At 70.7% G+C, this 22,718-nt stretch carries 27 protein-coding genes and 1 pseudogene; 18 read left to right on the top strand and 10 right to left on the bottom strand.

The features are described from left to right. Window positions 1-79 precede the first annotated feature (79 nt). The 12 genes from rpsJ (at window position 80) to recA (ending at window position 6,804) form a co-directional block, all read left to right on the top strand. Window positions 80-388 (top strand): 30S ribosomal protein S10, encoded by a 309-nt coding sequence (gene rpsJ, locus ME121_RS29290; RefSeq protein WP_007569268.1) that lies wholly within the window; start codon window positions 80-82, stop codon window positions 386-388. A gap of 51 nt (window positions 389-439) precedes the next feature. After that, a complete protein-coding gene (rplC, locus tag ME121_RS29285; RefSeq protein ID WP_012319186.1) occupies window positions 440-1,165 on the top strand; it encodes a 50S ribosomal protein L3 in 726 nt (241 codons plus the stop codon). Then, on the top strand, window positions 1,165-1,785 hold the full coding sequence (gene rplD, locus ME121_RS29280; protein WP_012319187.1) for a 50S ribosomal protein L4: 621 nt from the start codon (window positions 1,165-1,167) through the stop codon (window positions 1,783-1,785). Before rplC ends, rplD begins: the two co-directional genes overlap by 1 nt. Next, complete coding sequence (locus tag ME121_RS29275; RefSeq protein ID WP_012319188.1) at window positions 1,782-2,078, top strand: 50S ribosomal protein L23; 297 nt, start codon at window positions 1,782-1,784, stop codon at window positions 2,076-2,078. Before rplD ends, ME121_RS29275 begins: the two co-directional genes overlap by 4 nt. 25 nt (window positions 2,079-2,103) lie before the next feature. Continuing rightward, a complete protein-coding gene (gene rplB / locus ME121_RS29270) occupies window positions 2,104-2,940 on the top strand; it encodes a 50S ribosomal protein L2 (RefSeq protein ID WP_012319189.1) in 837 nt (278 codons plus the stop codon). Between the two features lie 5 nt (window positions 2,941-2,945). Then, entirely contained in the window at window positions 2,946-3,224 is a 279-nt protein-coding gene (gene rpsS / locus ME121_RS29265; RefSeq protein ID WP_012319190.1) for a 30S ribosomal protein S19, read from the top strand. Window position 3,225: 1 nt separating this feature from the next. After that, a complete protein-coding gene (gene rplV / locus ME121_RS29260) occupies window positions 3,226-3,612 on the top strand; it encodes a 50S ribosomal protein L22 (RefSeq protein ID WP_012319191.1) in 387 nt (128 codons plus the stop codon). A 10-nt stretch (window positions 3,613-3,622) separates the two neighbouring features. Beyond that, the gene (gene rpsC / locus ME121_RS29255) at window positions 3,623-4,369 is read left to right on the top strand and encodes a 30S ribosomal protein S3 (RefSeq protein ID WP_012319192.1); all 747 of its coding nucleotides are present in this window, start codon (window positions 3,623-3,625) and stop codon (window positions 4,367-4,369) included. A gap of 11 nt (window positions 4,370-4,380) precedes the next feature. After that, window positions 4,381-4,794: a 50S ribosomal protein L16 gene (gene rplP, locus ME121_RS29250; RefSeq protein ID WP_012319193.1), complete on the top strand. Its 414-nt coding sequence runs from the start codon at window positions 4,381-4,383 to the stop codon at window positions 4,792-4,794. Between the two features lie 12 nt (window positions 4,795-4,806). Beyond that, complete coding sequence (gene rpmC / locus ME121_RS29245; RefSeq protein ID WP_012319194.1) at window positions 4,807-5,022, top strand: 50S ribosomal protein L29; 216 nt, start codon at window positions 4,807-4,809, stop codon at window positions 5,020-5,022. Window positions 5,023-5,043: 21 nt separating this feature from the next. Beyond that, window positions 5,044-5,307 carry a 30S ribosomal protein S17 gene (gene rpsQ, locus ME121_RS29240; RefSeq protein ID WP_012319195.1) on the top strand — a complete coding sequence of 88 codons (264 nt, stop codon included), beginning with the start codon at window positions 5,044-5,046 and terminating at the stop codon, window positions 5,305-5,307. 435 nt (window positions 5,308-5,742) lie between these two features. Beyond that, window positions 5,743-6,804 carry a recombinase RecA gene (gene recA / locus ME121_RS29235; protein ID WP_373866322.1) on the top strand — a complete coding sequence of 354 codons (1,062 nt, stop codon included), beginning with the start codon at window positions 5,743-5,745 and terminating at the stop codon, window positions 6,802-6,804. Between the two features lie 127 nt (window positions 6,805-6,931). Here the strand turns inward: recA and cckA are convergent, their stop codons facing one another. The 7 genes from cckA to flgB all read right to left on the bottom strand — a co-directional run bounded on the left by cckA (window position 6,932) and on the right by flgB (window position 13,396). Beyond that, window positions 6,932-9,709, bottom strand: coding sequence for a cell cycle histidine kinase CckA (gene cckA, locus ME121_RS29230; RefSeq protein WP_089231270.1), 2,778 nt, complete (start codon window positions 9,707-9,709; stop codon window positions 6,932-6,934). 205 nt (window positions 9,710-9,914) lie between these two features. Then, entirely contained in the window at window positions 9,915-10,982 is a 1,068-nt protein-coding gene (gene flhB / locus ME121_RS29225) for a flagellar biosynthesis protein FlhB (RefSeq protein WP_012319198.1), read from the bottom strand. A gap of 53 nt (window positions 10,983-11,035) precedes the next feature. Further along, on the bottom strand, window positions 11,036-11,797 hold the full coding sequence (gene fliR / locus ME121_RS29220) for a flagellar biosynthetic protein FliR (RefSeq protein WP_012319199.1): 762 nt from the start codon (window positions 11,795-11,797) through the stop codon (window positions 11,036-11,038). A 51-nt stretch (window positions 11,798-11,848) separates the two neighbouring features. Beyond that, the gene (gene fliQ, locus ME121_RS29215) at window positions 11,849-12,115 is read right to left on the bottom strand and encodes a flagellar biosynthesis protein FliQ (RefSeq protein ID WP_012319200.1); all 267 of its coding nucleotides are present in this window, start codon (window positions 12,113-12,115) and stop codon (window positions 11,849-11,851) included. Window positions 12,116-12,163: 48 nt separating this feature from the next. Further along, window positions 12,164-12,478, bottom strand: coding sequence for a flagellar hook-basal body complex protein FliE (gene fliE / locus ME121_RS29210; RefSeq protein ID WP_012319201.1), 315 nt, complete (start codon window positions 12,476-12,478; stop codon window positions 12,164-12,166). Between the two features lie 44 nt (window positions 12,479-12,522). Then, window positions 12,523-12,930 (bottom strand): flagellar basal body rod protein FlgC, encoded by a 408-nt coding sequence (gene flgC, locus ME121_RS29205; protein ID WP_012319202.1) that lies wholly within the window; start codon window positions 12,928-12,930, stop codon window positions 12,523-12,525. Window positions 12,931-12,994: 64 nt separating this feature from the next. Beyond that, on the bottom strand, window positions 12,995-13,396 hold the full coding sequence (flgB, locus tag ME121_RS29200; RefSeq protein ID WP_059410063.1) for a flagellar basal body rod protein FlgB: 402 nt from the start codon (window positions 13,394-13,396) through the stop codon (window positions 12,995-12,997). A gap of 332 nt (window positions 13,397-13,728) precedes the next feature. Between flgB and ME121_RS29195 the strand changes: the two genes are divergently transcribed. Both ME121_RS29195 and ME121_RS29190 read left to right on the top strand, forming a co-directional pair. After that, window positions 13,729-14,955: a hypothetical protein gene (locus ME121_RS29195; protein ID WP_245337798.1), complete on the top strand. Its 1,227-nt coding sequence runs from the start codon at window positions 13,729-13,731 to the stop codon at window positions 14,953-14,955. Between the two features lie 116 nt (window positions 14,956-15,071). Beyond that, a complete protein-coding gene (locus tag ME121_RS29190; protein WP_012319205.1) occupies window positions 15,072-15,308 on the top strand; it encodes a hypothetical protein in 237 nt (78 codons plus the stop codon). A 22-nt stretch (window positions 15,309-15,330) separates the two neighbouring features. Here ME121_RS29190 and ME121_RS29185 read toward each other — a convergent pair whose 3' ends face one another. Next, complete coding sequence (locus ME121_RS29185; RefSeq protein WP_012319206.1) at window positions 15,331-16,659, bottom strand: MFS transporter; 1,329 nt, start codon at window positions 16,657-16,659, stop codon at window positions 15,331-15,333. 224 nt (window positions 16,660-16,883) lie between these two features. Here ME121_RS29185 and dnaN point away from each other — a divergent pair, with 224 nt between their 5' ends. After that, a complete protein-coding gene (gene dnaN, locus ME121_RS29180) occupies window positions 16,884-18,005 on the top strand; it encodes a DNA polymerase III subunit beta (protein ID WP_012319207.1) in 1,122 nt (373 codons plus the stop codon). Window positions 18,006-18,225: 220 nt separating this feature from the next. Then, entirely contained in the window at window positions 18,226-19,380 is a 1,155-nt protein-coding gene (recF, locus tag ME121_RS29175) for a DNA replication/repair protein RecF (protein WP_012319208.1), read from the top strand. Window positions 19,381-19,382: 2 nt separating this feature from the next. Here the strand turns inward: recF and ME121_RS29170 are convergent, their stop codons facing one another. Then, window positions 19,383-21,083 (bottom strand): methyl-accepting chemotaxis protein, encoded by a 1,701-nt coding sequence (locus tag ME121_RS29170; RefSeq protein WP_059410061.1) that lies wholly within the window; start codon window positions 21,081-21,083, stop codon window positions 19,383-19,385. A gap of 419 nt (window positions 21,084-21,502) precedes the next feature. Here ME121_RS29170 and ME121_RS29165 point away from each other — a divergent pair, with 419 nt between their 5' ends. Together ME121_RS29165 and ME121_RS29160 are read left to right on the top strand one after the other, a co-directional pair. Further along, window positions 21,503-21,898, top strand: coding sequence for a VOC family protein (locus ME121_RS29165; RefSeq protein WP_058606956.1), 396 nt, complete (start codon window positions 21,503-21,505; stop codon window positions 21,896-21,898). A 44-nt stretch (window positions 21,899-21,942) separates the two neighbouring features. Continuing rightward, window positions 21,943-22,530 (top strand): histidine phosphatase family protein, encoded by a 588-nt coding sequence (locus ME121_RS29160; RefSeq protein ID WP_012319211.1) that lies wholly within the window; start codon window positions 21,943-21,945, stop codon window positions 22,528-22,530. On the opposite strand, the pseudogene ME121_RS29155 reads toward ME121_RS29160, so the two are convergent. After that, a pseudogene (locus ME121_RS29155) lies at window positions 22,531-22,718 on the bottom strand (hypothetical protein); the annotation flags it as partial.

Raw genomic sequence — 22,718 nt, 5'->3', positions numbered from 1 at the left:
CTCGAGCAAGCATCCTTAGCAGGGCGCGGCGGGGTGAGCGCCCCGCGTACCCCGCCGTCCCTCTCAAGGTTCCAGGATCATGAACGGTCAGAACATCCGCATTCGCCTCAAGGCGTTCGATCACCGCATCCTCGATGCGTCGACCAAGGAGATCGTCTCCACGGCCAAGCGTACGGGCGCGACCATCCGCGGCCCGATCCCGCTCCCGACGCACATCGCCAAGTTCACCGTGAACCGCTCGCCCCACATCGACAAGAAGTCGCGCGAGCAGTTCGAGATGCGCACGCACAAGCGGGTGCTCGATATCGTCGATCCGACGCCTCAGACCGTGGACGCGCTGATGAAGCTCGACCTCGCCGCCGGCGTGGACGTGGAGATCAAGCTCTGAGTCCGCTGAGGACTTAGAGCTTACCGTTTCATCGCGCGAGGGAGAGAACCTATGCGCTCAGGCGTCATCGCACAGAAGGTCGGCATGACCCGCGTCTTCACGGACGCGGGGGAGCATGTCCCCGTCACCGTGCTCAAGATCGATCAGTGCCAGGTGGTTGCCCACCGCACCGTCGAGAAGAACGGCTACGTCGCGCTGCAGGTCGGCGTCGGCAAGGCCAAGGTCAAGAACGTCTCGGCCGCCGAGCGGGGCCGCTTCGCGGTCGCCAAGGTCGAGCCGAAGAAGAAGCTCGCCGAGTTCCGCGTCACCGAGGACGCGCTGATCCCGGTCGGCGCCGAGATCACCGCGGACCACTTCATCCCCGGCCAGTTCGTGGATGTCACCGGCACCACGACCGGTAAGGGCTTCGCCGGCGGTATCAAGCGCTGGAACTTCGGCGGCCTGCGCGCCACCCACGGCGTGTCGATCTCGCACCGCTCGATCGGCTCGACCGGCGGCCGTCAGGACCCGGGCAAGACCTTCAAGAACAAGAAGATGCCGGGTCACCTCGGCGTCGAGCGGGTCACGACCCAGAACCTGCGCGTCGTGCGCACCGATCCCGAGCGCGGCCTGATCCTGGTCGAGGGCGCGGTGCCGGGCGTCGCCGGCGGCTGGATCCAGATCCGCGACGCGGTGAAGCGCAAGCTCCCCGCCGATGTTCCGCTGCCGGGCAAGTTCCGCGAGAACGGCGCCTCCGCTCCGGCGACCGAGGCCCCTGCGGCTGAGGAGACCGCGTGATGAAGCTCGATATTAAAACCCTCGACGGCGCCGGTGCCGGCTCGGTCGAGCTGAACGAAGAGATCTTCGGCCTGGAGCCGCGCGCCGACCTGCTGCAGCGCATGGTCCGCTGGCAGCTCGCCAAGCGCCGCGCCGGCACCCATGCCGTGCAGAACCGCTCGGACGTGAACCGGACCCGCAAGAAGCTCTACAAGCAGAAGGGCACGGGCAACGCCCGCCACGGCGCGGCCTCGGCGCCGCAGTTCCGCGGCGGCGGCCGAGCGTTCGGCCCGGTCGTGCGCGACCACAGCCACGACCTGCCCAAGAAGGTCCGCGCGCTGGCCCTGCGCCACGCCCTGTCGTCCAAGGCCAAGGCCTCGACCCTGATCGTCGTCGACGACATCAAGATCGAGGACCACAAGACCAAGGGTCTCATCGAGCGCTTCGGCAAGATGGGCCTCTCGAACGCGCTGATCATCGGCGGTGCCGAGGTCGACGTGAATTTCGGCCGGGCCGCCCGCGCCATCCCGCAGATCGACGTGCTGCCTGTGCAGGGCATCAACGTCTACGACATCCTGCGCCGCGACACGCTCGTCCTGACGAAGGCCGCCGTCGACGCGCTGGAGGAGCGTTTCAAATGAGTGCCGATCCGCGCCACTACGACATCGTCGTCTCCCCGGTCATCACCGAGAAGGCGACGAACCTGACCGAGCAGAACAAGGTCGTGTTCCGGGTCGCCCCCAAGGCGACCAAGCCTCAGATCAAGGAGGCCGTGGAGAAGCTGTTCGACGTCAAGGTCACGGCCGTGAACACCCTTGTCACCAAGGGAAAGAAGAAGATTTTCCGCGGCCTCCGCGGACAGCGCTCCGACGTGAAGAAGGCGATCGTGACCCTGGCCGAGGGCCACACGATCGACGTCACGACCGGGCTCTGAGGACGGGTTTTAGGGATCCAAGCCGATGGCCTTGAAGACATTCAAACCGGTCACGCCGAGCCTGCGCCAGCTCGTGCTCGTCGACCGCCGTGAGCTCTACAAGGGCAAGCCGGTGAAGGCGCTGACGGAGGGCAAGTCGTCCTCCGGCGGCCGGAACAACCTCGGCCGCATCACCGTCCGCTTCCGCGGCGGTGGCCACAAGCGCGTGCTGCGCAACGTCGACTTCAAGCGTCGCGACCAGCTGGGCGTCGCCGCCACCGTCGAGCGGATCGAGTACGATCCGAACCGCACCGCGTTCATCGCGCTGATCAACTTCCCGGACGGGAAGCAGAGCTACATCCTGGCCCCGCAGCGCCTGCAGCCGGGCGACAAGGTGGTGGCCGGCGAGAGCGTCGACATCAAGCCGGGCAATGCCGGTCCGGTCGGCTCGATGCCGGTGGGCACGATCGTCCACAATGTCGAGCTGAAGATCGGCAAGGGCGGCGCGATCGCCCGCTCGGCCGGCAACTACGCGCAGATCGTCGGCCGCGACCAGGGCTACGTGACGCTCCGCCTGAACTCCGGCGAGCAACGCCTGGTCCACGGTCAGTGCTTCGCCAGCGTCGGCGCGGTCTCGAACCCGGACCACATGAACATCTCGCTCGGCAAGGCCGGGCGCAACCGTTGGCTCGGCAAGCGCCCGCACAACCGCGGCGTGGCGATGAACCCGGTCGACCATCCGCACGGCGGCGGCGAGGGTCGCACCTCGGGCGGCCGCAACCCGGTCACGCCCTGGGGCGTGCCCACCAAGGGGAAGAAGACCCGGTCCAACAAGCGGACCGACGTGTTCATCCTGTCCAGCCGCCACAACCGCAAGAAGTAATCGCTATGGCACGCTCTCTCTGGAAGGGGCCGTTCGTCGACGGCTACCTCTTCAAGAAGGCCGAGGCGGCGCGGGGCTCCTCGCGCTCCGAGGTCATCAAGATCTGGAGCCGCCGCTCCACGATCCTCCCGCAGTTCGTCGGGCTCACCTTCGGTGTGCACAACGGGCAGAAGCACATCCCGGTCTACGTCACCGAGGAGATGGTCGGGCACAAGTTCGGCGAGTTCTCGCCGACCCGCACCTTCCCGGGCCACGCGGCCGACAAGAAGGCGAAGAGGCGCTGAGATGGGCAAGCAAGCCACCCCCCGCGCGCTCCCCGAGAACGAGGCGAAGGCCGTCGCGCGCATGCTGCGCGTCAGCCCGCAGAAGCTCAACCTCGTGGCGCAGATGATCCGCGGCAAGAAGGTCGACACGGCGCTCGCCGAGTTGCAGTTCTCGCGCAAGCGGATCTCGACCGAGGTCAAGAAGTGCCTCGAGAGCGCCATCGCCAACGCCGAGAACAACCACGACCTGGACGTGGACGACCTCGTCGTCTCCCAGGCCTTCGTCGGCAAGGCGCTGGTTCTCAAGCGTTTCCACGCCCGCGCCCGCGGCCGCGGCGCGCGTATCCTGAAGCCCTTCTCGAACCTCACCATCGTGGTTCGCGAAGTCCGCCAGGCCGAAGCGGCCTGAGGAGGATCTGATGGGCCAGAAAGTCAACCCGATCGGTCTCCGGCTCGGCATCAACCGGACCTGGGATTCCCGCTGGTTCGCCAACAAGGGCGACTACGCGAAGCTCATGCACGAGGACGTCGCGATCCGCGCCGCCCTCATGAAGCAGCTCAAGCAGGCGGCGGTCTCCAAGATCGTCATCGAGCGCCCGCACCGGAAGTGCCGCGTCACCATCCACTCGGGTCGTCCGGGCGTGGTGATCGGCAAGAAGGGCGCGGATATCGAGAAGCTGCGCAAGCTCGTCGGCACCATGACCAAGGCCGACGTGACCATCAACATCGTCGAGGTGCGCAAGCCCGAGATCGACGCCACCCTGGTGGCCGACTCGATCGCCCAGCAGCTCGAGCGCCGCGTCGCCTTCCGTCGCGCCATGAAGCGGGCCGTCCAGTCGGCCATGCGTCTGGGCGCCGAGGGCATCCGGATCAACTGCTCGGGCCGCCTCGGCGGCGCCGAGATCGCCCGCCAGGAGTGGTACCGCGAGGGCCGCGTCCCGCTGCACACGCTGCGAGCCGACGTCGACTACGGCACCGCCACGGCGTTCACGACCTACGGCACCTGCGGCATCAAGGTGTGGGTGTTCAAGGGCGAGATCCTCGAGCACGACCCGATGGCTCAGGACAAGAAGGCCCAGGAAGAGGGCGGCCGCTCCGGCGGACGCCGTGAGCGCGATGGCGAGGGCGGCCGCGAGCGCGGACGCCGCGAGCGCGAGCACGCGTAAGGTAGGAAGCCATGCTGCAACCGAAAAAGACCCGCTTCCGCAAGCAGTTCAAGGGCCGCATCCACGGTGCGGCCAAGGGCGGCTTCGAGCTGAACTTCGGCCAGTTCGGCCTGAAGGCGGTGGAGCCCGAGCGCGTCACCGCCCGCCAGATCGAGGCGGCCCGCCGCGCGATCACCCGCGAGATGAAGCGCCAGGGCCGCGTCTGGATCCGGGTGTTCCCGGACGTCCCGGTCTCGTCCAAGCCGACCGAGGTCCGCATGGGCTCCGGTAAGGGCGCCCCGGATTACTGGGCGGCCCGGGTCCATCCCGGCCGGATCATGTTCGAGGTCGACGGCGTTGCCGAGAACATCGCCAAGGAGGCGCTCCGCCTCGGCGCCGCGAAGCTCCCGATCCGCACGCGGGTCGTCCAGCGCATCGCCGACTGAACGGAGGATATCGTGAAGTCGACCCAGAGACTGTCTGATCTGAAGGCGCTGTCGCCGGATCAGCTGAATGACGAGCTGATCAACCTCAAGAAGGAGCAGTTCAACCTGCGCTTCCAGGGGGCCACCGGCCAGCTCGAGAACGTCGCCCGCGTCCGTGAGGTCCGCCGCGACATCGCCCGTGTCCGGACTCTGCAGCGCGCCAAGACGCTGCAGCAGGCCAAGGGCTGAGGCGGGTTTTAGGAGACAACCATGCCGAAGCGCATCCTGCAGGGCACCGTCGTCAGCGACAAGGGTGAGAAGACCATCGTGGTGAAGGTGGAGCGTCGCTTCACGCACCCGGTGATGAAGAAGACCGTGCGTCGCTCGAAGAACTATCACGCGCACGACGAGGGCAACGTCGCCAAGGTCGGGCAGACGGTGTTCATCGAGGAGTGCCGTCCGTTCTCGAAGACCAAGACCTGGAAGCTGGTCGAGGGCGACGCTGCCCAGGCCGAGGCCGGCGAAGCCGCCTGATCCCGCGATCCCGGCGGTTGCGGCTCCCCGCGATCGCCTGATCCCGGCCCGCGGCGTCGCGGGATGGTGCCCGCGAGGGTGTCCGTCCCGGGTTCGCCGGGTGACCGGAACGACGAACGCCCGGACGCAATTCGACTCGCGAGAGCCGGATTCGTGCCGGGCGTCGTCGTTTCCGGGAGCGCCTATGGGACGATTCGGCCGATCGGCCGCCGGGTGTTTCCCGGGCGTGTGAACGGCCAGCGTTCCGTCTCGAACTCGGTGTGCGCCGCGCAGCCGCACTTTCGCGTCCACCCGGCGGACGAGCGGCGTCCCGGGCCTTGTCGACTGAGAACAAAACGGGTACATAGAGGCGGTGGCGACGCGCGTTGTGAACTGCGTCCAACCCCTTCATAAGGAGCCCGCCAGATGGCCCAGCCCGCATTGAAAGTGGTCGACATGCCCCCGGTGGACAAGGACAAGTCCAAGGCGATCGACGCCGCCCTGTCTCAGATCGAGCGCGCCTTCGGCAAGGGCTCGATCATGCGGCTCGGCAAGAGCGACAAGGTTCAGGAGGTCGAGACCGTCTCGACCGGCTCGCTCGGCCTCGACATCGCGCTCGGCGTCGGCGGCCTGCCGCGCGGCCGCGTGATCGAGATCTACGGTCCCGAATCGTCGGGCAAGACGACGCTGGCGCTCCACACCATCGCGGAGGCCCAGAAGAAGGGCGGCGTCTGCGCCTTCGTGGATGCCGAGCACGCCCTCGACCCGGTCTATGCCCGCAAGCTCGGCGTGAACCTCGACGACCTGCTCATCTCCCAGCCCGACACGGGCGAGCAGGCGCTCGAGATCACCGACACGCTGGTGCGCTCCGGCGCCATCGACGTGCTGGTGGTCGACTCGGTGGCCGCGCTGACCCCGCGGGCCGAGATCGAGGGCGAGATGGGCGAGAGCCAGCCCGGCCTCCAGGCCCGGCTGATGAGCCAGGCCCTGCGCAAGCTGACCGGCTCGATCTCGCGCTCGAACTGCATGGTCATCTTCATCAACCAGATCCGGATGAAGATCGGCGTCATGTACGGCAGCCCCGAGACGACCACGGGTGGCAACGCCCTCAAGTTCTACGCGTCGGTGCGCCTGGACATCCGCCGCATCTCGACCCTCAAGGACCGCGACGAGGCGATCGGCAACCAGGTCCGCGTCAAGGTGGTGAAGAACAAGGTCGCGCCGCCGTTCAAGCAGGTCGAGTTCGACATCATGTTCGGCGAGGGCGTGTCGAAGGTCGGCGAGCTGATCGACCTCGGCGTGAAGGCCGGCATCGTCGAGAAGTCCGGCGCCTGGTTCTCGTACAACAGCCAGCGCCTCGGCCAGGGCCGCGAGAACTCGAAGGGCTTCCTGCGCGACAACCCGAAGATCGCCGCCGAGATCGAGGGCTCGATCCGGCAGAATTCCGGTCTGGTCGCCGAGAAGATCCTGGAGAACGCCGCTCCGACGGCGGACGATCTCGACGAGGGCGAGGCCTGAGCCGCGCCGCCGCGCACCGGGATCGGCGCGCGGCGGACCTTGCGACCCGCGAAGATCGGCGGCCCCGGAGTCTCTCCGGGGCCGCTTCGCGTTCAGGGGCGGCGGGAGGACGCGCCGGCGCCGACCCTCAGTCGGCCATCGTCTTCTTCACGGTCTCGACGAGCTGCTTCAGGCTGAAGGGCTTCGGCAGGAAATTGAAGGTCTCGCCCTCGGGCAGGTTCTTGCGGAACGCGTCCTCGGCGTAGCCGGAGACGAAGATCACCTTCAGGTCGGGCTGATGCTTGCGCACCTCGCGCAGGAGGGTCGGGCCGTCCATCTCGGGCATGACCACGTCGGAGACGACGAGGTCGATGGTCTGGGCGCCCTCGCGCACGATCGCCAGGGCCTCGAGGCCCGAGGCCGCCTCCAGAACCGTGTAGCCGCGGGCCGAGAGCGCCCGGCTGTTGACCGCCCGCACCGGATCCTCGTCCTCGACGAGCAGGATGGTGCCCTGCCCCGTATGGTCGGCGGCGGGCTTGCGCGGCGCCGGCTTGTCGGCCTTGGCGGGCGGCGCCTCGCCCCGCGGCGCGACGCCGTCGCTGCCAGTTGCCGGCTTGGCGGTCGGATCGGCGCCCGGCTGCAGGACGGTCGGCGCGAGCGGCTCCGCGCGCGGCAGGGCGGGCTCGGCGGCCGCGACCGGCACCTCCTCGGCCTCCGCCACGGGCACGTGGCGCGGCAGGTAGATGCGGAAGGCGGTGCCCTCCCCGACCTTCGACTGCACGTCGATGGTGCCGCCGGACTGCTTGACGATGCCGAACACCGTCGAGAGCCCGAGGCCGGTGCCCTTGCCGATCTCCTTGGTGGTGAAGAACGGCTCGAAGATCTTCTCCATCAGTTCGGGCGGGATGCCCTGACCGGTGTCGCGCACCTCGATCAGCACGTGGTCGCCCGCCGGCGCCCCGCCGCGCCCCTCCGCCCCCGCGGCCGCCCCCGGATCGGAGACGTTCTCGGTGCGGATCATCAGCTTGCCGCCCTCCGGCATGGCGTCGCGGGCGTTGACCGCAAGATTGACGATCACCTGCTCGAACTGGTTGACGTCGGCCTTCACCGGCCAGACCTCGCGGCCGTGCTTCAGCTCCAGGGCGACGCGCTCGCCGAGGAGCCGCTTGAGGAGGAGGGTCAGCTCCGAGAGCGCCTCCCCGACATTCATCACCTCCGGACGCAGGGTCTGCCGCCGGGAGAACGCCAGGAGCTGGCGGACGAGGCCCGCCGCCCGGTTGGCGTTCTGCTTGATCTGCATGATGTCCTGGAAGGCCGGGTCGGTCGGCCGGTGGCTCGCGAGCAGCAGGTCCGAGTAGCCGATGATCGCCTGCAGGACGTTGTTGAAGTCGTGCGCGATGCCGCCGGCGAGCTGGCCGACCGCGTTCATCTTCTGGGCCTGGGCGACCTGCTGCTCCAGCTGGCGCTGCGCCGTCGTGTCGAGGGCGTAGAGGATCACCCGCTCGGCCTCGTCGGTCTGCTGGCCGGGATCGCCGCCGTCGGCCGGGCTCAGCCAGACCCGGGCCGAGCGGCCGCCGGGCCCGTTCAGCTGGACCTCGATCGGCTCGGGATCGGTGCGCCCGCTCGCGGCGCGGGCGAGGCCGGCCTCCAGGGCGGTCCGGTCCGCCACCGAGTCGGCGACGTTGGGCTCGACCCGGGGCACGCCCTCGCCGTCCGGGGCGCCGTCGTCGACCTGCCGCGGGACCGTTCCGAACAGCCGCGTGAACGAGGCGTTGGCGCGGGCGATCCGGCCGCTGCTGTCGAGCGTCGCGATGGCGATCGGCGAGTTGTTGAGGAAGCGGGCGAGGCGCACCTCGGCGGCGCGCTGCGGCTCGTCGGTCTCGGCCCCGGCGGAGCGGTTGATCACGAAGGTCCGCGACGAGCCGGGCTTGCCGTCCTTGCCGAAGGCGACCCGGTGGTAGAGCCGGACCGGCAGGGTGTGACCGTTGCGGCGGCGCAGGTCGAGGTCGAAGCGGTCGGTGCGGACCTCGCCGGGCAGGCCGGCGGTGCGCACCAGCACGTCCGCCTCCGGTGCGATCTCGGTGAGGTGCGGGCCGCCCGGTCCGACGCTGGCGAGGTCGTAGCCGAGCCAAGCCGCCAGGGTCGCGTTCATGTACACGATGGCGCCGGCCGGATCGATCGACAGGAAGCCCGCCGGGGCGTGGTCGAGGTAGTCGATGGCGTGCTGGAGTTCCTGGAAGACGTTCTCCTGCCGCTCGCGCTCGGCGGTGATGTCGGCGACCGTCCAGAGGGAGGCCGCCCGGCGCGGGCGCGCGAGGGGCCGCACCGAGACCCGGTACCAGCCGAAGCCGCGCTCGCCGGCCGTGGGTCCGAGGGGCGGCGACATCCGCACCTCCTCGGTGTGGGCCCGAGCGTCGCGCGAGGCCTGCGACAGGCGGTAGACGGCTTCGGAAACCTCCGGGGAGCCGACGAGGATGCGCTCCACCGGCACGAGGTTCGAGAAGGTGTCGCCGCTGGCGATCCGCAGGTAGGCCTCGTTGGCGTAGATCAGCCGGCCGCCGTCCTCCACCACCAGCTTGCCGTCCGGCGAGGCGTCGACGATGCCCTTGGTGATGTCGTCCCGGGCGGCGCTGCCGCTGAGCTGGAGCGCCCCGATGGCGAGGGCGAACAGGAAGAACACGCCCGCCATGGCCAGCAGGGCCAGGAGCCAGACGATCAGCGACTGGGCCTGCTCGTTGGCCACGAAGGACAGGCCGATAGCGGCGCCGACCAGCAGCCCGGCGAGCACGAGCAGCAGGCCGACCCGGCCCGGCTGTTCCGACCGGTCGATCGAGCCCGTTCCCAGCAGGGCTGACGCCTGTGCGACCGGGGGACCCGAATTCTGCGGGCCCGCGGCGGGCGCCGGAGGTCCAGTGACGTCGGCCATCGGCTTCATTCCAGAACAGTCACCCGGTTAGTCCGCCGGCCATATCAGGACATGCGCGGCGCGGCATCAGTCTCGTCGCGCCAAGCCTAGACACAGCCTCGCGAAAAAAGGTGGAGGAAGCGTGGCTTTCGCCGGCCCGGGCGTTCGGCAGAACGGCTCGGCAAACTGACTCGGCGAATTGCCCCGGCGCGGGGTCGCGCGCGGCCTACGCCGCCCGTCTGCGCAGGCGCAGCACGAACCCGATGACCTCCGCCACGGCCCGGTAATGCTCGGCCGGGATCTCCCGGTCGATCTCCACGGTGGCGTGAAGCGCCCGGGCGAGCGGCGGGTTCTCGATGACCGCGACGCCGTGCTCGGCCGCCACCGCGCGGATCCGCAGGGCCAGCGCGTCGACGCCCTTGGCGACGCAGACCGGCGCGGCCATGCCGGTCTCGTAGCGGAGCGCCACCGCGTAGTGGGTCGGGTTCGTCACCACGACGGTGGCGGTGGGGACCGCGGCCATCATGCGCTTCTTCACCCGGGCCATCCGGAGCTGCTTCAGGCGGCCCTTGACCTCGGGATTGCCCTCCGACTCCTTCATCTCCTGCTTGAGTTCCTCCTTCGACATCCGGTGGCGCTTGCGCCAGCGGAACCGCGCGTAGAGCGCGTCGCCGAGGGTGATCGCGAGGTGCATGCACAGCATGCCGGCGAGCAGCTTCAGGCTGAGGGACAGGATCGCCGGCATGGAGGCGGCCGGGTCCAGGCGGGCGAACACCTCCAGCCGGTCGCGGTCGTTCCACAGCATCACCGCGCCGACCACGCCCACGGCGGCGATCTTCGCCAGCCCTTTGCCGAACTGGAACAGGGCCTCGACGCCGAGGAGCCGCTTCACGCCCGCCATCGGCGAGAGGCGCGAGAATTTCGGCATCAGCGTCTCGGCGGAGAACACCAGCGGGTGCTGCAGGAGCCCCGCGGCCAGCCCCGCCACGACGGCCAGTCCCACCGGCACCGCCACCGCCTGGAGCCACAGCCACAGGCCGCGCGTCATGGCCGCCTTCATGGCCGCGGCGTCGTCCGGCAGGGCGTGGGCGTTGGCGAGGTAGGCCTTGAGCCCGTGCAGGAGGTTCGTGGCGATGGTCGGGGCCGCGACCAGCAGCGCCAGGGTGAACGCGCCCAGCATCGCGAAGGTGTTGATCTCGGTGCTGGTCGCGACGTCGCCGCGCTCGATGGCCTGATCGAGCCGTCGCTGGGACGGCTCCTCGGTCTTGTCCTCGTCGTCGGTATCGTCGGCCATCTCACGTCGCGCTCAGAGCGTGGACATCATCGGGTCACGGGCGGTCAGGCCGCTCAGCGGCCGACGTAATCCCCGAGATACCGGCCCAGATCGTCGAGGAAGACGCCCATCATGACGCCGAGGCATCCCATCAGCAGCAGCATGCCGATCAGCACCGAGGCCGGCACCGCCAGGAAGAACACCTGCATCTGGGGCATCAGCCGCGACAGCACGCCGAGCCCCAGGTTGAACAGGATTCCGAAGGCGATGAACGGGCCGGAGATCTGCACCGCCAGGGTGAAGCCCCGGGCGAGCGCCTTCGTGGCCAGCATCAGCGCGTCCGAGAAGGACGGCACGCCGTCGGGGGGCAGCACCTCGTAGCTGCGGGCCACGCCCTCGATGGCGAGATGGTGCAGGTCCGCGGCGAAGATCAGCGTGATCCCGAGCAGCGACAGGAAGTTGCCGATCGCCACCTGCTGGCCGCCCTGGCTGGGATCGACCGTCATGGCGTAGGACAGCCCGACCTGCGCCGAGATGATCACCCCGGCGGTCTGAAGGGCGGCGAGGATCATGCGCACTGTCAGGCCGAGCACGAGCCCGATGATCGTCTCGCCGAACAGGAGCCCGATCAGCCGCGGGCCGGCCACGCCCTCGGTGCCGCCGAGCAGCGGGCGCACGGTCGGGAACAGCACCAGGGCGGTGAGCAGCGCGAAGGCGAGGCGCAGCCGTGGCGACACCGTCTGCTCGCCGATCCCCGGCATCAGCATGATCAGCGTGCCGATGCGCGCGAAGGTGATCAGGTAGGCCGAGGCGATGCCGGGCAGGAGCAGGTTCATCGCGGCCCCTATGGCACGCGGGAGCCGCGCCTGTCCCGGCCGGCGCGCGCATCAGCCGCCGGCCGCGATGCGGGCGGCGATGCGGGTCATGTAGCCGGCCATGGCGTCGCCCATGAAGGGCAGCATCAGCAGGAGCGCGGCGAACACCGCCACGACCTTGGGCACGTAGATCAGCGTCTGCTCCTGGATCTGCGTCAGGGCCTGGACCAGGGAAACGGCGAGGCCGACCGCGAGGGCGACCAGCATCAGGGGCCCGGCCACCTTGAGGAACACGAAGATGCCGTCGCGGGCGATGTCGAGGATGGCGAGGCCGGTCATGGGGGTGCGATCTGTGCGGGGGGAGCGGGCGGCGAAACGGTCGGCCGGTCAGATCTGCATGCGCATGATCTCCTCGTAGGCGGAGATCATGCGGTCGCGCACCGCCACCATGGTCTGGAGGGCGGTCTCGCTCTCGGCGACCGCGGTGACCACGTCCACGACGTTGGCCTTGCCGGCGGCGGCCGAGACGGCCTGGGAATCCGCCCGCCGGCCGGCATCGCCGACGCTGTCCAGGGTCTGCCCGAGCATCTGCATGAAGTCGGTGCCGGTGCCGGTCGTCGGCTGCACCCGGGGGGCGGGCCGGCCGCCGGCGAGGCCCTGGACGGCCGCGTAGGCCCCCGCCGCGAAGTTGCTCGAAGCCATCGCCATGCGTCCTTGCTATGCGGTCCTGCCGCGGGCCTCGGGGCTCATTTCAGGATGCCGAGGGTCTGCGCCAGCATCTTGCGGGTGGCGCTGATCATGTTGAGGTTCGCCTCGTAGGAGCGCTGGGCCTCGCGCAGGTCCATGTTCTCGATCAGCGCGTTGACGTTGGGCATCTGCACCACGCCCTGGGCGTCGGCCGCGGGGTTGCCCGGCTCGTACTTGGTCCGGAAGGCCGACGGGTCGCGCTTGACGCGCCCCGCCTCGACCAGCCGGGCGCCGGTCTCGTCGTCGAGGTGGCTGGTGAAGGTCGGGATCTTGCGCCGGTAGGGCTGCGCCCCGGCCGAGGCCGGCGCGGAATCGGCGTTGGCGATGTTCTCGGCGATGATGCGCATCCGGCCCGACTGGGCCTTAAGGCCCGCGGCCGCCACCGCCAGCGACTTCGTGAATTCCATGGCTCAGGACCCTCCTGCCGCCGCGACGCCGCGGCCGTCAGCGCTCCAATTTCGGCCGGCGCGCCTAGCTCTTGCCGATCGCGATCTTCAGGGTGGTCAGGCTGTGCTGGTACAGCGAGGCGGCGAGCTGGTAGTCCGACTGGTTCTCGCCGGCCTTCATCATCTCATCCTCGAGGTTGACGCCGTTGCCGCTGGGGCGGATCTCGAAGCCCTTGGCGCGCTTGGAATCGGCCCCGACGCTCTGGCCGGGCGGGGCCATGTGGCCCGCGCTCGTGAGCGTCAGGCTGGACCCGGTGGTGGCCAGCGCGCCGGTGGCCCGGTCGAAGCGCGGCTCCACGAGGTCGCGGGGCTTGAAGCCCGGCATGTCGGCGTTGGCGACGTTCTCGGAGATCACGCCCTGGCGCGCCTGCGCCCATTGCATCCGCGTGCGCAGCATGCTCAGCACGGGCAGATCGGTGAGGGCCATGGTCGCCTCCGGGATGGCGTGGCCGCGCCGGGACGAGCGGGCTCGGCAAAATCTGCCGCCTTCATGGTTAACGGCGCGTTAAGCCCGATCGCAGGGCCGGCCGGTGCCCGCGTCAGATCGCGCCCCCGGGGCGGGGAGCCCCCGGTTCGGCCGGGCGGCCGCCGCGATCCCGACCTATTGTCTTGCGCCCGCTCGATTAAAAGGTCTGTTAACGAACTCTTAACGTCGTTTGCCTTGAGGCCCGTCCGGCGTGGTATGGATCAAGTCCGTGCCGGCGCGCACCCGCGGCGGTCGGAACGTGCGAGTGCGTAATCTTGCGATGGCTGCAATCCGTGTTCGGCTCTGACGGCTCCCCCATCGTCCAGTATATCGTGATCTTCGCCGTCATCTTCACGGCGCTCGCGGCGATCGTGTTCACGGTGCGCCGGCTCACCGGCCGGAGCCTCGCCCTGCCGGGGCGGTCCGGAAGCCGGGGGCGCCAGCCGCGGCTCGGGATCGTCGACGTGTACGAGCTCGACCGGGCCCGGCAGCTGATCCTGCTGCGTCGGGACAATGTCGAGCACCTGCTCCTGGTGGGCGGCCCCAACGACGTGGTGGTCGAGCGCAACATCCAGCGCGGTCAGCGGCCCCTGCCGGAGGCGGCGATCCGGCCGGAGCTGGCGCCCGAGCCGCTGGACGAACCGCTCCCGGACCCGCTCGTTCAGGGCGGCCGCCTGCCCGAGCCGCCCCGCGGTCTCCCGGAATCCGGCGGGCGGCGCGCGGAGCCGCTGTTCGATCCGGGCTTCGCGATGCCGGTGGTGGTGCCGTCGCCGGTGCCGCGCTCGGCCTCCGCCCCGCCCGTGACGCTGCCCCTCGACCCCGGGTTGTTCGGCGGCGACGAGCCCGGTCAGGACGTCCCCGCGCCCCTGAGTGCCGCGCCGACCCCGCCGCCCGCGCCCCAGCCCCCGGCCCCGCCCGAGCCCGCGCCGCCGCCGGCGGTGGAACCGTCCGCGCCCCCGCCGCGCGAGGCAATCGCGCCGCGGCGGATCCTGAGCCGGACGGCGCCGCCGCTGATCGAGCCGCGGCCCAACCCCGCCTCCGAGCGCAGGCCCGAGCCGGCGCCGGCCGAGCCGGAGCCCGCCCGTCAGGCCCCGAGCCTCGCGGTGCCCTCCGAGCGCAAGTCGGTCGACCCGGTGGTCCTGTCCGACATGGCCCGGCAGCTCCAGGCCGCCCTGTCGCGCTCGTCCTCGGCCGTGACGCCGCCGCCGCAATCCCCGCCCGCCCCGCCGGTGCCCGAGGGCGTCGATCCGCTGGCGGCCGCGATGGCGAGCGTCCCGCTCGAGCCGGTGCCCGCCCCCGCCCCGCTGGACGAGCCGGTGGCCGCGCCGCCGCCTCCGCCCCCGGCCAGACCCGTGCCGCCGCCGGCGATGCCGAAGGCCGACCCCGTGCCGGCCCCGCCGCCGGCCCCGCCTGCTCCGCCGCCGCCCGACGCGAAGGGATCCGGCAACCCGTTCTCGGTGGAGGAGATCGAGGCCGAGTTCGCCCGCCTGCTCGGTCGCCCGCTCGACAAGCGGAGCTGAGGAACCCGGTCGCCCGCCGCCGAGCGGGCGCGCGCCGGGGCCGCACCGATCGCGAGAACCGCGTTTAACCGATGGTTAACCGTCTTCCGGGACGCTCCGTCCCGGAGGATTTGGCAATGCTCGCGCTGGATGCTGGAACGGCTCATCGGAGCCGCGCTTACAGGGCCTTCAGGCTGGACCGGGCCGGTCGCGTCCGCGCGGCCGAGATCCTGTCGGCCGAGGACGACACGCAGGCGCGCCGCCGCGCCCGGGCGATGGTCGGGCGCGACGCGATCGAGCTGTGGGAGCGGACCCGCTTCCTCGGGCGCTTCGAGCCCGCCGGCACGGCAGGTCAGGCGCGCCCCGCCCGCTGAGGCCGGCGCGCGGACCGTCCCGTCAGCGGCCGGCGGTCTCGGGCATGGCCAGCACGGCGAGGAAGCTGAGGATCGCGGCCCCCGCCAGGTAGAACCCGACGAAGCCGATGCCGCCGTAGGCCGCGAGCTGCTGCGCGATGTAGGGCGCGCCCGAGGCCCCCAGGATGCCCGCGAGATTGTAGGTGACCGAGGCGCCCGTGTAGCGCACCCGCGTCGGGAACAGCTCGGGCAGGACGGCGCCCATCGGCCCGAACACCCAGCCCATCGTCAGGAGGCTGAGGCAGAGGAAGCCCAGGACCGGCGGCCAGGTGCCGGTGCCGGCGGCGTGGCCCAGCATCGGCCCCATCAGGAAGCCCAGCAGGAACGTCACGGCCATGCCGGAGAGCAGCACCGGCCGGCGGCCGAAGCGGTCGGCCGCGGCTCCCGATACGACGGTGCCGAGCGCCATGAAGCAGACCGCGATGCACTCGAACAGCAGGAAGGTCGGCCGGCTGTAGCCGAGGGTGCCGGTGCCGTAGCCCAGGGCGAAGACGGTGGAGAGGTAGAACACCGCGTAGACCGCCACCATCGCGAACGTGCCGACCAGGACGGCGTGGCCGTGCTGGGTCAGCATGGTGGCGAAGGGCACGCGCTCCGGCCGCGCCTGGCTGAGCGCCGCCTTGAAGGCCGGCGTCTCGGTGAGCTTCAGGCGCACGTAGAGCCCGACGCCGACGAGCGCCGCCGAGGCCAGGAACGGCAGGCGCCAGCCCCAGGCCTGGAAGCTCTCCGGGGTCAGGCCGAAGCTGAGGGCGAGGAAGCCGAGATTGGCCAGGACGAAGCCGACCGGCGCCCCGAGCTGCGGGAAGATGCCGTACCACGCGCGCCGGCCCGGCGGCGCGTTCTCGACCGCCAGCAGGGCCGCGCCGCCCCACTCGCCTCCGAACCCGATCCCCTGCCCGCAGCGCAGGAGGCACAGCGCCGCCGGCGCCCACCAGCCGACCGACGCGTAGGTCGGCAGGCAGCCGATCAGCACCGTGGAGATGCCCATGATCAGCAGGGACGCCACCAGGGTCGCCTTGCGGCCGACCCGGTCGCCGAAATGCCCGAACAGGGCCGCGCCGACGGGTCGCGCGATGAACGCGATGGCGAAGGTCGCGAAGGCGCTGAGCTGCTGCACGCCGGGCGCGCCGGCGGGGAAGAAGACCGGGCCGATCACCAGGGCGGTGGCGGTGGCGTAGATGTAGAAGTCGAAGAACTCGATCGCCGTCCCGACGAAGCTCGCCGCGAGGATCCGGCGGGCGCTCGGGGTCGCGCTCGGGGCGGCCTGCGAGGGGTGTGCGGTCTTGCCCGCGCTGTCGATGGTCTGCAACATGATCGGGACGGGGAGGCGGGATCCGGGTCGGTTGCGGCGCTTTCGCACGGGCCGCCCCGTGCCGATACCCCGGTTCGGACATGGGCCTCCGACCTGGACGCGGAGGTCGCTGTGCGGTGCACCGACGGCGGCCTTGCGTTCCCCTGTCCCCTTCGCCAAGCTGAACGGCCATATTCCGTGACGGTCGCCGGCCGCGGCGCCGTCCCTAGCACTTGAGTATTGCGATGAGAGTCACTGTCGAGCGCGCGGCCCTGCTCAGGTCGCTCGGCCACGTGCACCGGGTCGTCGAGCGCCGCAACACGATCCCGATCCTGTCGAACGTGCTCCTGCGCGCGGAGGGATCGGGGCTCCAGCTGCGGGCGACGGATCTCGACATCGAGGTGACCGAGAGCGTGCCGGCCGACGTGGCCGACGCGGGCGCCACCACGGTGCCGGCGCACGTGATCTACGACATCGTGCGCAAGCTCCCCGACGGCGCGCAGGTCTCCCTGGAGACCGGCGGCGAGTCCGGCCAGATGACGATCCGGTCCGGCCGCTCGCGCTTCGCCCTGGGCGCCTTGCCGGAGGGCGACTTCCCGGACCTCGCTGCCGGCGAGATGCCGCACGGGTTCGAGATCGCCGCCGCCGACCTGAAGCGGCTGATCGAGAAGACGCAGTTCGCGATCTCCACCGAGGAGACCCGGTACTATCTCAACGGCATCTACCTGCACACGCTGGAGACCGAGAACGGTCCGGCGATGCGGGCGGTGGCCACGGACGGCCACCGGCTCGCCCGCGTCGAGATTCCCGCCCCGCAGGGCAGCGTCGGCATGCCGGGCGTGATCGTGCCCCGCAAGGCGGTCGCCGAGATCCAGAAGCTCCTCGACGACGGCGGCGAGACCGTCGCGGTCGACCTGTCGCCCGCCAAGATCCGCCTGCGCTTCGCCGGCGGCCTGACGCTGATCTCCAAGCTGATCGACGGCACGTTCCCGGATTACCAGCGGGTGATCCCGGCCAACAACGACAAGCGGCTGACCGTCGAGCGCGACGCCTTCGCGAAGGCGGTGGACCGGGTCTCGACGATCTCGTCGGAGCGCGGGCGCGCGGTGAAGCTCGGGCTGGCCGAGGGGCGCCTCGCGCTCTCGGTGAACAACCCGGATTCGGGCAGTGCCACCGAGGAGCTCGACGTCGACTACGAGGCGGCCGGCCTCGATATCGGCTTCAACGCCCGCTACCTCCTCGACATCACCGCGCAGCTCGAGGGCGACACCGCCCTGTTCAAGCTCGCGGATCCCGGCTCGCCGACCCTGATCCAGGACCGCGAGGGCGCGCCGGCGCTGTACGTGCTGATGCCGATGCGGGTGTGAGGCGGCCGCGCGGATCCCTGCCCCGTCCTCATCCTCGGGGACCGGGGGCGTAGCGGAGGCCTCGCATGAGGCCTCCACGTGGTGATGTGGTTTCTGGAGCCCTCCTGCGGGGCCCGCTGAGGCGGGCTTTCAGGATGCGGTGGTTGGATGGGATGTCAGACAGCAAAGGACGGTTGAGCGCGGCGCGTCTCGGCCCCTCGGTTGACCCCTCGGTCCACCGATGAGCGACGTCTCCGATCCGCGGGGCGAGCCCGACGGGTCCTCTCTGCGCGTCACCCGACTGATCGCCCGCGACTTCCGCAACCACGCGGACCTCGAACTGACGCCCCGGGCCCGCTTCGTCGCGCTGGTCGGGGAGAACGGCGCGGGCAAGACCAACCTGCTCGAGGCGCTGTCGCTGTTCGTGCCGGGCCGCGGCCTCCGCCGGGCGGAGTTCGCCGCCATGGCGCGCAGCGGCGGCCCGGGGGGCTTCGCGGTCTCGCTCACCCTCGACCGCGAGGGCGCCGAGCACCGCCTCGGAACCGGGCTGGAGCCACCGGGACCCGACGGGCGGGCGAGCCGGCTCTGCCGGATCGACGGCGCCACCGCCGCCTCGCCGGTGGCGTTCAGCGAGTTCCTGCGGGTCGTCTGGCTGACCCCCGACCTCGACGGGCTGTTCCGCGGCGCGGCCGGCGACCGGCGGCGGTTCCTCGACCGGCTCGTGCTGGCGGTCGACGCCGCCCACGGCGCCCGGGTCTCCGCGATGGAGCGGGCCCTGCGCTCGCGCAACCGCCTCCTGGAGGAGCGGCCCGACGACGACCGCTGGCTCGACGCCGTGGAGCGAGAGGTCGCCGAGCTGGGCGTCGCCGTGGCGCTTGCCCGGCGCGAGACCGCCGAGCGCCTCGACCGGCTGATCGCCGAGACCCGGGACGACGCGCAGCCCTTTCCCTGGGCCGCCATCCGCCTGGAGGGCGACCTCGACGATCTCGTGGCGGTCTGGCCCGCCATCGAGGCCGAGGACCGCTACCGCATGGCGCTCCGCAACGGCCGAAACCGGGACCGGGCCGCCGGGCGCACCCTGATCGGCCCGCAGAGCAGCGACCTCGTGGTCCGCCACGGCCCCAAGGACGTGCCCGCCGGCACGGCGTCCACGGGTGAGCAGAAGGCGCTGCTGATCGGGCTCGTCCTCGCCCACGCGCGGCTGGTTCGCGCCATGAGCGGCATCGCCCCGCTGATTCTCCTCGACGAGGTGGCGGCCCACCTCGATCCCCGCCGCCGGGCCGGCCTGTTCGAGGCCCTGGAGGCGCTCCCCGGGCAGGTCTGGATGACGGGCGCCGACCCCGGAGCCTTCGCGCAGGCCGGCACCCGGACGGAGGTCCTGCGGATCGGCGCCTGACCTCAGGCGGCCCGAACGGTCGCGAGGAAGCGGGACACCTCGGCGCCGAGCTGCTCCGACTGGCGCGATAGCGCGCTGGCTGCGCCGAGCACCTGCGTGGCGGCGGCACCCGTCGCCTCGGAGGCCTGGGCCACGCCCACGATGTTGCTCGTCACCTGATCCGTTCCGGTGGCCGCCTGGGCGACGTTGCGGACGATCTCCTGGGTCGCAGCCCCCTGCTGCTCCACCGCTGCCGCGATGGTGGTGGCCACACCGTTGATCTCCCGGATCCGACCGGCGATCGCGTCGATGGCGGAGACCGCCTGACCGGTCACGCCCTGGATCTGGGCGATCTGCTGGCTGATCTCCTCGGTGGCGCGCGCGGTCTGCCCCGCCAGCTCCTTGACCTCGGTGGCCACCACCGCGAAGCCGCGGCCCGCCTCGCCGGCGCGCGCCGCCTCGATGGTGGCGTTCAGCGCCAGGAGGTTGGTCTGAGCGGCGATGTTGGAGATCAGCCCGATCACCTCGCCGATGCGGGCGGCCGCCTGGGTCAGCGCCTGGACCAGGTGGTGGGTCTCGTCGGCCTCGCCGACCGCCGTCTGGGCGAGGTTGGCCGAGCCGAGCACCTGCCGGCCGATCTCCTGCACGGAGGAGCCCAGCTCCTCGGCGGCGGCCGCGACCGTCTGGACGTTGGCGGAGGCCTGCTCGGCGGCGGCCGCCACGGTGGTGGACTGGCTGGCGGTCTCGGTGGCGCTCGACGTCATGGCCTGGGCGGTCGTCTGCAGCTCCGTCGCCGAGGAGGACACCATCCCGACGATGCTTCCGACGGCGCGCTCGAAGCCGTCGGCGAGCTCGATCATGGTGCGTTTCCGCTCGGCGGCCGCGGCCGCGTCGGCCAGGCGCTTGACCTCGGCCTCCTCGGCGGCCTTGCGGGCGACCATGGCCTTGATGCCCTCGACCGCCTTGCCGACGGCGCCGATCTCGTCCCGGCGCGCGGCTTCCTTGATCTGGGCGTCGATCTCGCCCTGCGCCATGCGCTGCAGGACCTTGACCAAGCGGTCGAGCGGGCGCGCGATCCCGATCGTCGCGATGAAGGTCGCCGCGATCAGGCCCGCCAGCATCCCGAGGCCGCTCACGACCAGCAGGGTCCGACGGGTCGCGTCGGTCTGTTCGGTCAGGTCGTCTGACCCCTTCTCCATGTAGAGCCTGATGTCTTCGGCCAGGGCGTTGCCGTCGGCGAGGAGGCTCGAGAAGATCGGGTCGATCGCCGAGTGCACGAGCGCGATCGCCTGGTCGTTCTGGTTGGCGATGCCCAGCCGGCGCACCTCGCTCACGTCACGGAGATAGCGTTCGATGCGGGCGCTCTGCTCGTCGATCTTCGCCACGAAGGCCGGTGCGTGCGCGCGAAGGACGGGAAGCAGCGCGTTCACCTGCGGGACGGCCGCTTCGAAGCCCCTGTCGGCCGCCTGCATCTGTCCCGCCTCGGTCTCCGCGATGATCCGGTAGACCCAGTAGTTGAGTTCGATGACTAGGCGATTGAGCCGGCGCGCCTCTCCGACGGCGGCCGCCTCGTTATTGATGAAGCGGCTGTAGCCGTCGTCGATCGTGGTCATTCGTGACTGGGCGTACCAGACGCAGCCGCCGACGATCGCACCGATTAAAGCGATGACGCCCAACAGCTTGGGCAGCACATTGATATTGGATAGGCGTAGCACGGCGTTCATGCCCCAGATCAGGAAAGATGACTCGCGTAGATTCGTTGATGCGTGACCCTGATCAACACGTGTAAAGAAGATGCTAATTGACTTGTCGTGTCAAGCGACGTGCGCAATGTACATTTTTCCGTGGCCGAATGTGTTATTAATTTCATCGTTAAAGCAATGATTTTGCTTGAATACCGACATTAGAACCATTAAAACATGTAAGATTGCACACCAACTCAGGATACTTGTCATCGAAAATACCGGCGCCATTGGCGCGGTTGCCCTCCTCGGATATGCACCGGCACGATTGCGGGTGCAGGGGGTGGGCTGCGGGGGGGGGCTGCGAGGCCCGTGGTCGCGGCCCACCTTTCCGGCGGATGCGTCGGGCTCCACATAGAAGGCCCTGCACGCCGCCCGCGTGCCCACGGAATCCCGAGCGCATGTCCAAGCCCGTCCACGCCATGATCCGCGTCCTCGAGGAGGAGCGCGCGCGCGACTACTACGCCCGGGCCTTCGGCCTCGAGGTCGCCGACCGGTTCGACTTCCCGGACTTCACCCTCGTCTACATGCGGGACCCGGCCTCGCCGTTCGAGCTGGAGCTCACGGTGAACAAGGGCCGCGACAAGCCCTACGATCTCGGCGACGGCTACGGGCACATCGCCTTCGTGGTCGACGACGTGGAGGCCGAGCACGCCCGGCACCGGCGCGAGGGCTTCACCGCCACCGACGTCAAGACCCTCAAGCACGGGGACGACGTGCTCGCGCGGTTCTTCTTCGCCACCGACCCGGACGGTTACAAGATCGAGGTCATCCAGCGCGGCGGCCGCTTCGCGTGACCGATCCGACGCGCGCCCTCCATCCCGACACATCGCCGCGAGCCATGCCCGACACGACCCGCATCGTCTGCATCCGCCACGGGCAGTCGACCTTCAACGCCGCGCACAAGCTCGGGCGCGGCGATCCCGGCCTGCCCGACGCGCGCCTGACCGAGCTCGGCCAAGCCCAGGCCCGGGCCGCGCGGGAGCGCCTCCGGGCGATCCCCTTCGATCTTGTGGTGGTCTCGCCCCTGACCCGCGCCATCGAGACCGCCGCGATCCTGTTCGGCGAGCATCCGAGCCGTCCGCACGTGCTCGTCGAGGTGCTGCACCGCGAGTGCCAGGAGAGCAGCTGCGACGTCGGCCGGGCCGCCTCGGAGATCGCCGCGGAGTTCCCGCACCTCGATGTCGGGCACCTGCCCGAGGTCTGGTGGCACGCGGAGCCGGGCTGCGAGGTCGGCGGCTACCCGGTGGAGCCGCGCCCCCTGTTCGACGCCCGGGTCGCGGCGTTCCGCGACTGGCTGCGGGCCCGGCCGGAGACCACCATCGCGGTGGTCGGCCACGGCACGTTCTTCTACCACCTGACCGGCACGTTCCTGGAGAATTGCGGGTCGATCGAGCTGGATCTCGACGCCGCGCCCGCGGCGGCCTGATCAGGCCGGCACCCCGGCGCGCGCCGCGTCCAAGCGCTGACGGGCGCCGGCGAGGGCGATCTCGGGCGCCTGCCGGCCGATGGCGAGGACGTCCGCGAGGATCGCGCAGGCCTCGCCCCAGGTCCCGGCCACGAAGGGCGCCGCGCCCTCGGCCACCTCCGCCGCGCAGCGCGCGTCCTCGCCCGCCC

The organism is Methylobacterium sp. ME121 (genome assembly GCF_000974725.1).
Classification (GTDB): domain Bacteria; phylum Pseudomonadota; class Alphaproteobacteria; order Rhizobiales; family Beijerinckiaceae; genus Methylobacterium; species Methylobacterium radiotolerans.
This window is presented reverse-complemented; position numbering and strand designations above follow the sequence as displayed.

Coding starts and splice junctions, on each gene's coding strand:
- ME121_RS29170 (WP_059410061.1), bottom strand. CDS start 21,083: ATGAACGCCGTGCTACGCCTATCCAATATCAATGTGCTGCCCAAGCTG.
- recF (WP_012319208.1), top strand. CDS start 18,226: ATGAGCGACGTCTCCGATCCGCGGGGCGAGCCCGACGGGTCCTCTCTG.
- rpsQ (WP_012319195.1), top strand. CDS start 5,044: ATGCCGAAGCGCATCCTGCAGGGCACCGTCGTCAGCGACAAGGGTGAG.
- ME121_RS29185 (WP_012319206.1), bottom strand. CDS start 16,659: ATGTTGCAGACCATCGACAGCGCGGGCAAGACCGCACACCCCTCGCAG.
- rplD (WP_012319187.1), top strand. CDS start 1,165: ATGAAGCTCGATATTAAAACCCTCGACGGCGCCGGTGCCGGCTCGGTC.
- ME121_RS29190 (WP_012319205.1), top strand. CDS start 15,072: ATGCTCGCGCTGGATGCTGGAACGGCTCATCGGAGCCGCGCTTACAGG.
- fliE (WP_012319201.1), bottom strand. CDS start 12,478: ATGGCTTCGAGCAACTTCGCGGCGGGGGCCTACGCGGCCGTCCAGGGC.
- rpsC (WP_012319192.1), top strand. CDS start 3,623: ATGGGCCAGAAAGTCAACCCGATCGGTCTCCGGCTCGGCATCAACCGG.
- cckA (WP_089231270.1), bottom strand. CDS start 9,709: ATGGCCGACGTCACTGGACCTCCGGCGCCCGCCGCGGGCCCGCAGAAT.
- flgB (WP_059410063.1), bottom strand. CDS start 13,396: ATGGCCCTCACCGATCTGCCCGTGCTGAGCATGCTGCGCACGCGGATG.
- rpsJ (WP_007569268.1), top strand. CDS start 80: ATGAACGGTCAGAACATCCGCATTCGCCTCAAGGCGTTCGATCACCGC.
- flgC (WP_012319202.1), bottom strand. CDS start 12,930: ATGGAATTCACGAAGTCGCTGGCGGTGGCGGCCGCGGGCCTTAAGGCC.
- ME121_RS29160 (WP_012319211.1), top strand. CDS start 21,943: ATGCCCGACACGACCCGCATCGTCTGCATCCGCCACGGGCAGTCGACC.
- ME121_RS29275 (WP_012319188.1), top strand. CDS start 1,782: ATGAGTGCCGATCCGCGCCACTACGACATCGTCGTCTCCCCGGTCATC.
- rplP (WP_012319193.1), top strand. CDS start 4,381: ATGCTGCAACCGAAAAAGACCCGCTTCCGCAAGCAGTTCAAGGGCCGC.
- rplB (WP_012319189.1), top strand. CDS start 2,104: ATGGCCTTGAAGACATTCAAACCGGTCACGCCGAGCCTGCGCCAGCTC.
- fliQ (WP_012319200.1), bottom strand. CDS start 12,115: ATGACCGGCCTCGCCATCCTCGACATCGCCCGCGACGGCATCTTCGTG.
- rplC (WP_012319186.1), top strand. CDS start 440: ATGCGCTCAGGCGTCATCGCACAGAAGGTCGGCATGACCCGCGTCTTC.
- ME121_RS29165 (WP_058606956.1), top strand. CDS start 21,503: ATGTCCAAGCCCGTCCACGCCATGATCCGCGTCCTCGAGGAGGAGCGC.
- rplV (WP_012319191.1), top strand. CDS start 3,226: ATGGGCAAGCAAGCCACCCCCCGCGCGCTCCCCGAGAACGAGGCGAAG.
- rpsS (WP_012319190.1), top strand. CDS start 2,946: ATGGCACGCTCTCTCTGGAAGGGGCCGTTCGTCGACGGCTACCTCTTC.
- recA (WP_373866322.1), top strand. CDS start 5,743: ATGCCCCCGGTGGACAAGGACAAGTCCAAGGCGATCGACGCCGCCCTG.
- flhB (WP_012319198.1), bottom strand. CDS start 10,982: ATGGCCGACGATACCGACGACGAGGACAAGACCGAGGAGCCGTCCCAG.
- dnaN (WP_012319207.1), top strand. CDS start 16,884: ATGAGAGTCACTGTCGAGCGCGCGGCCCTGCTCAGGTCGCTCGGCCAC.
- fliR (WP_012319199.1), bottom strand. CDS start 11,797: ATGAACCTGCTCCTGCCCGGCATCGCCTCGGCCTACCTGATCACCTTC.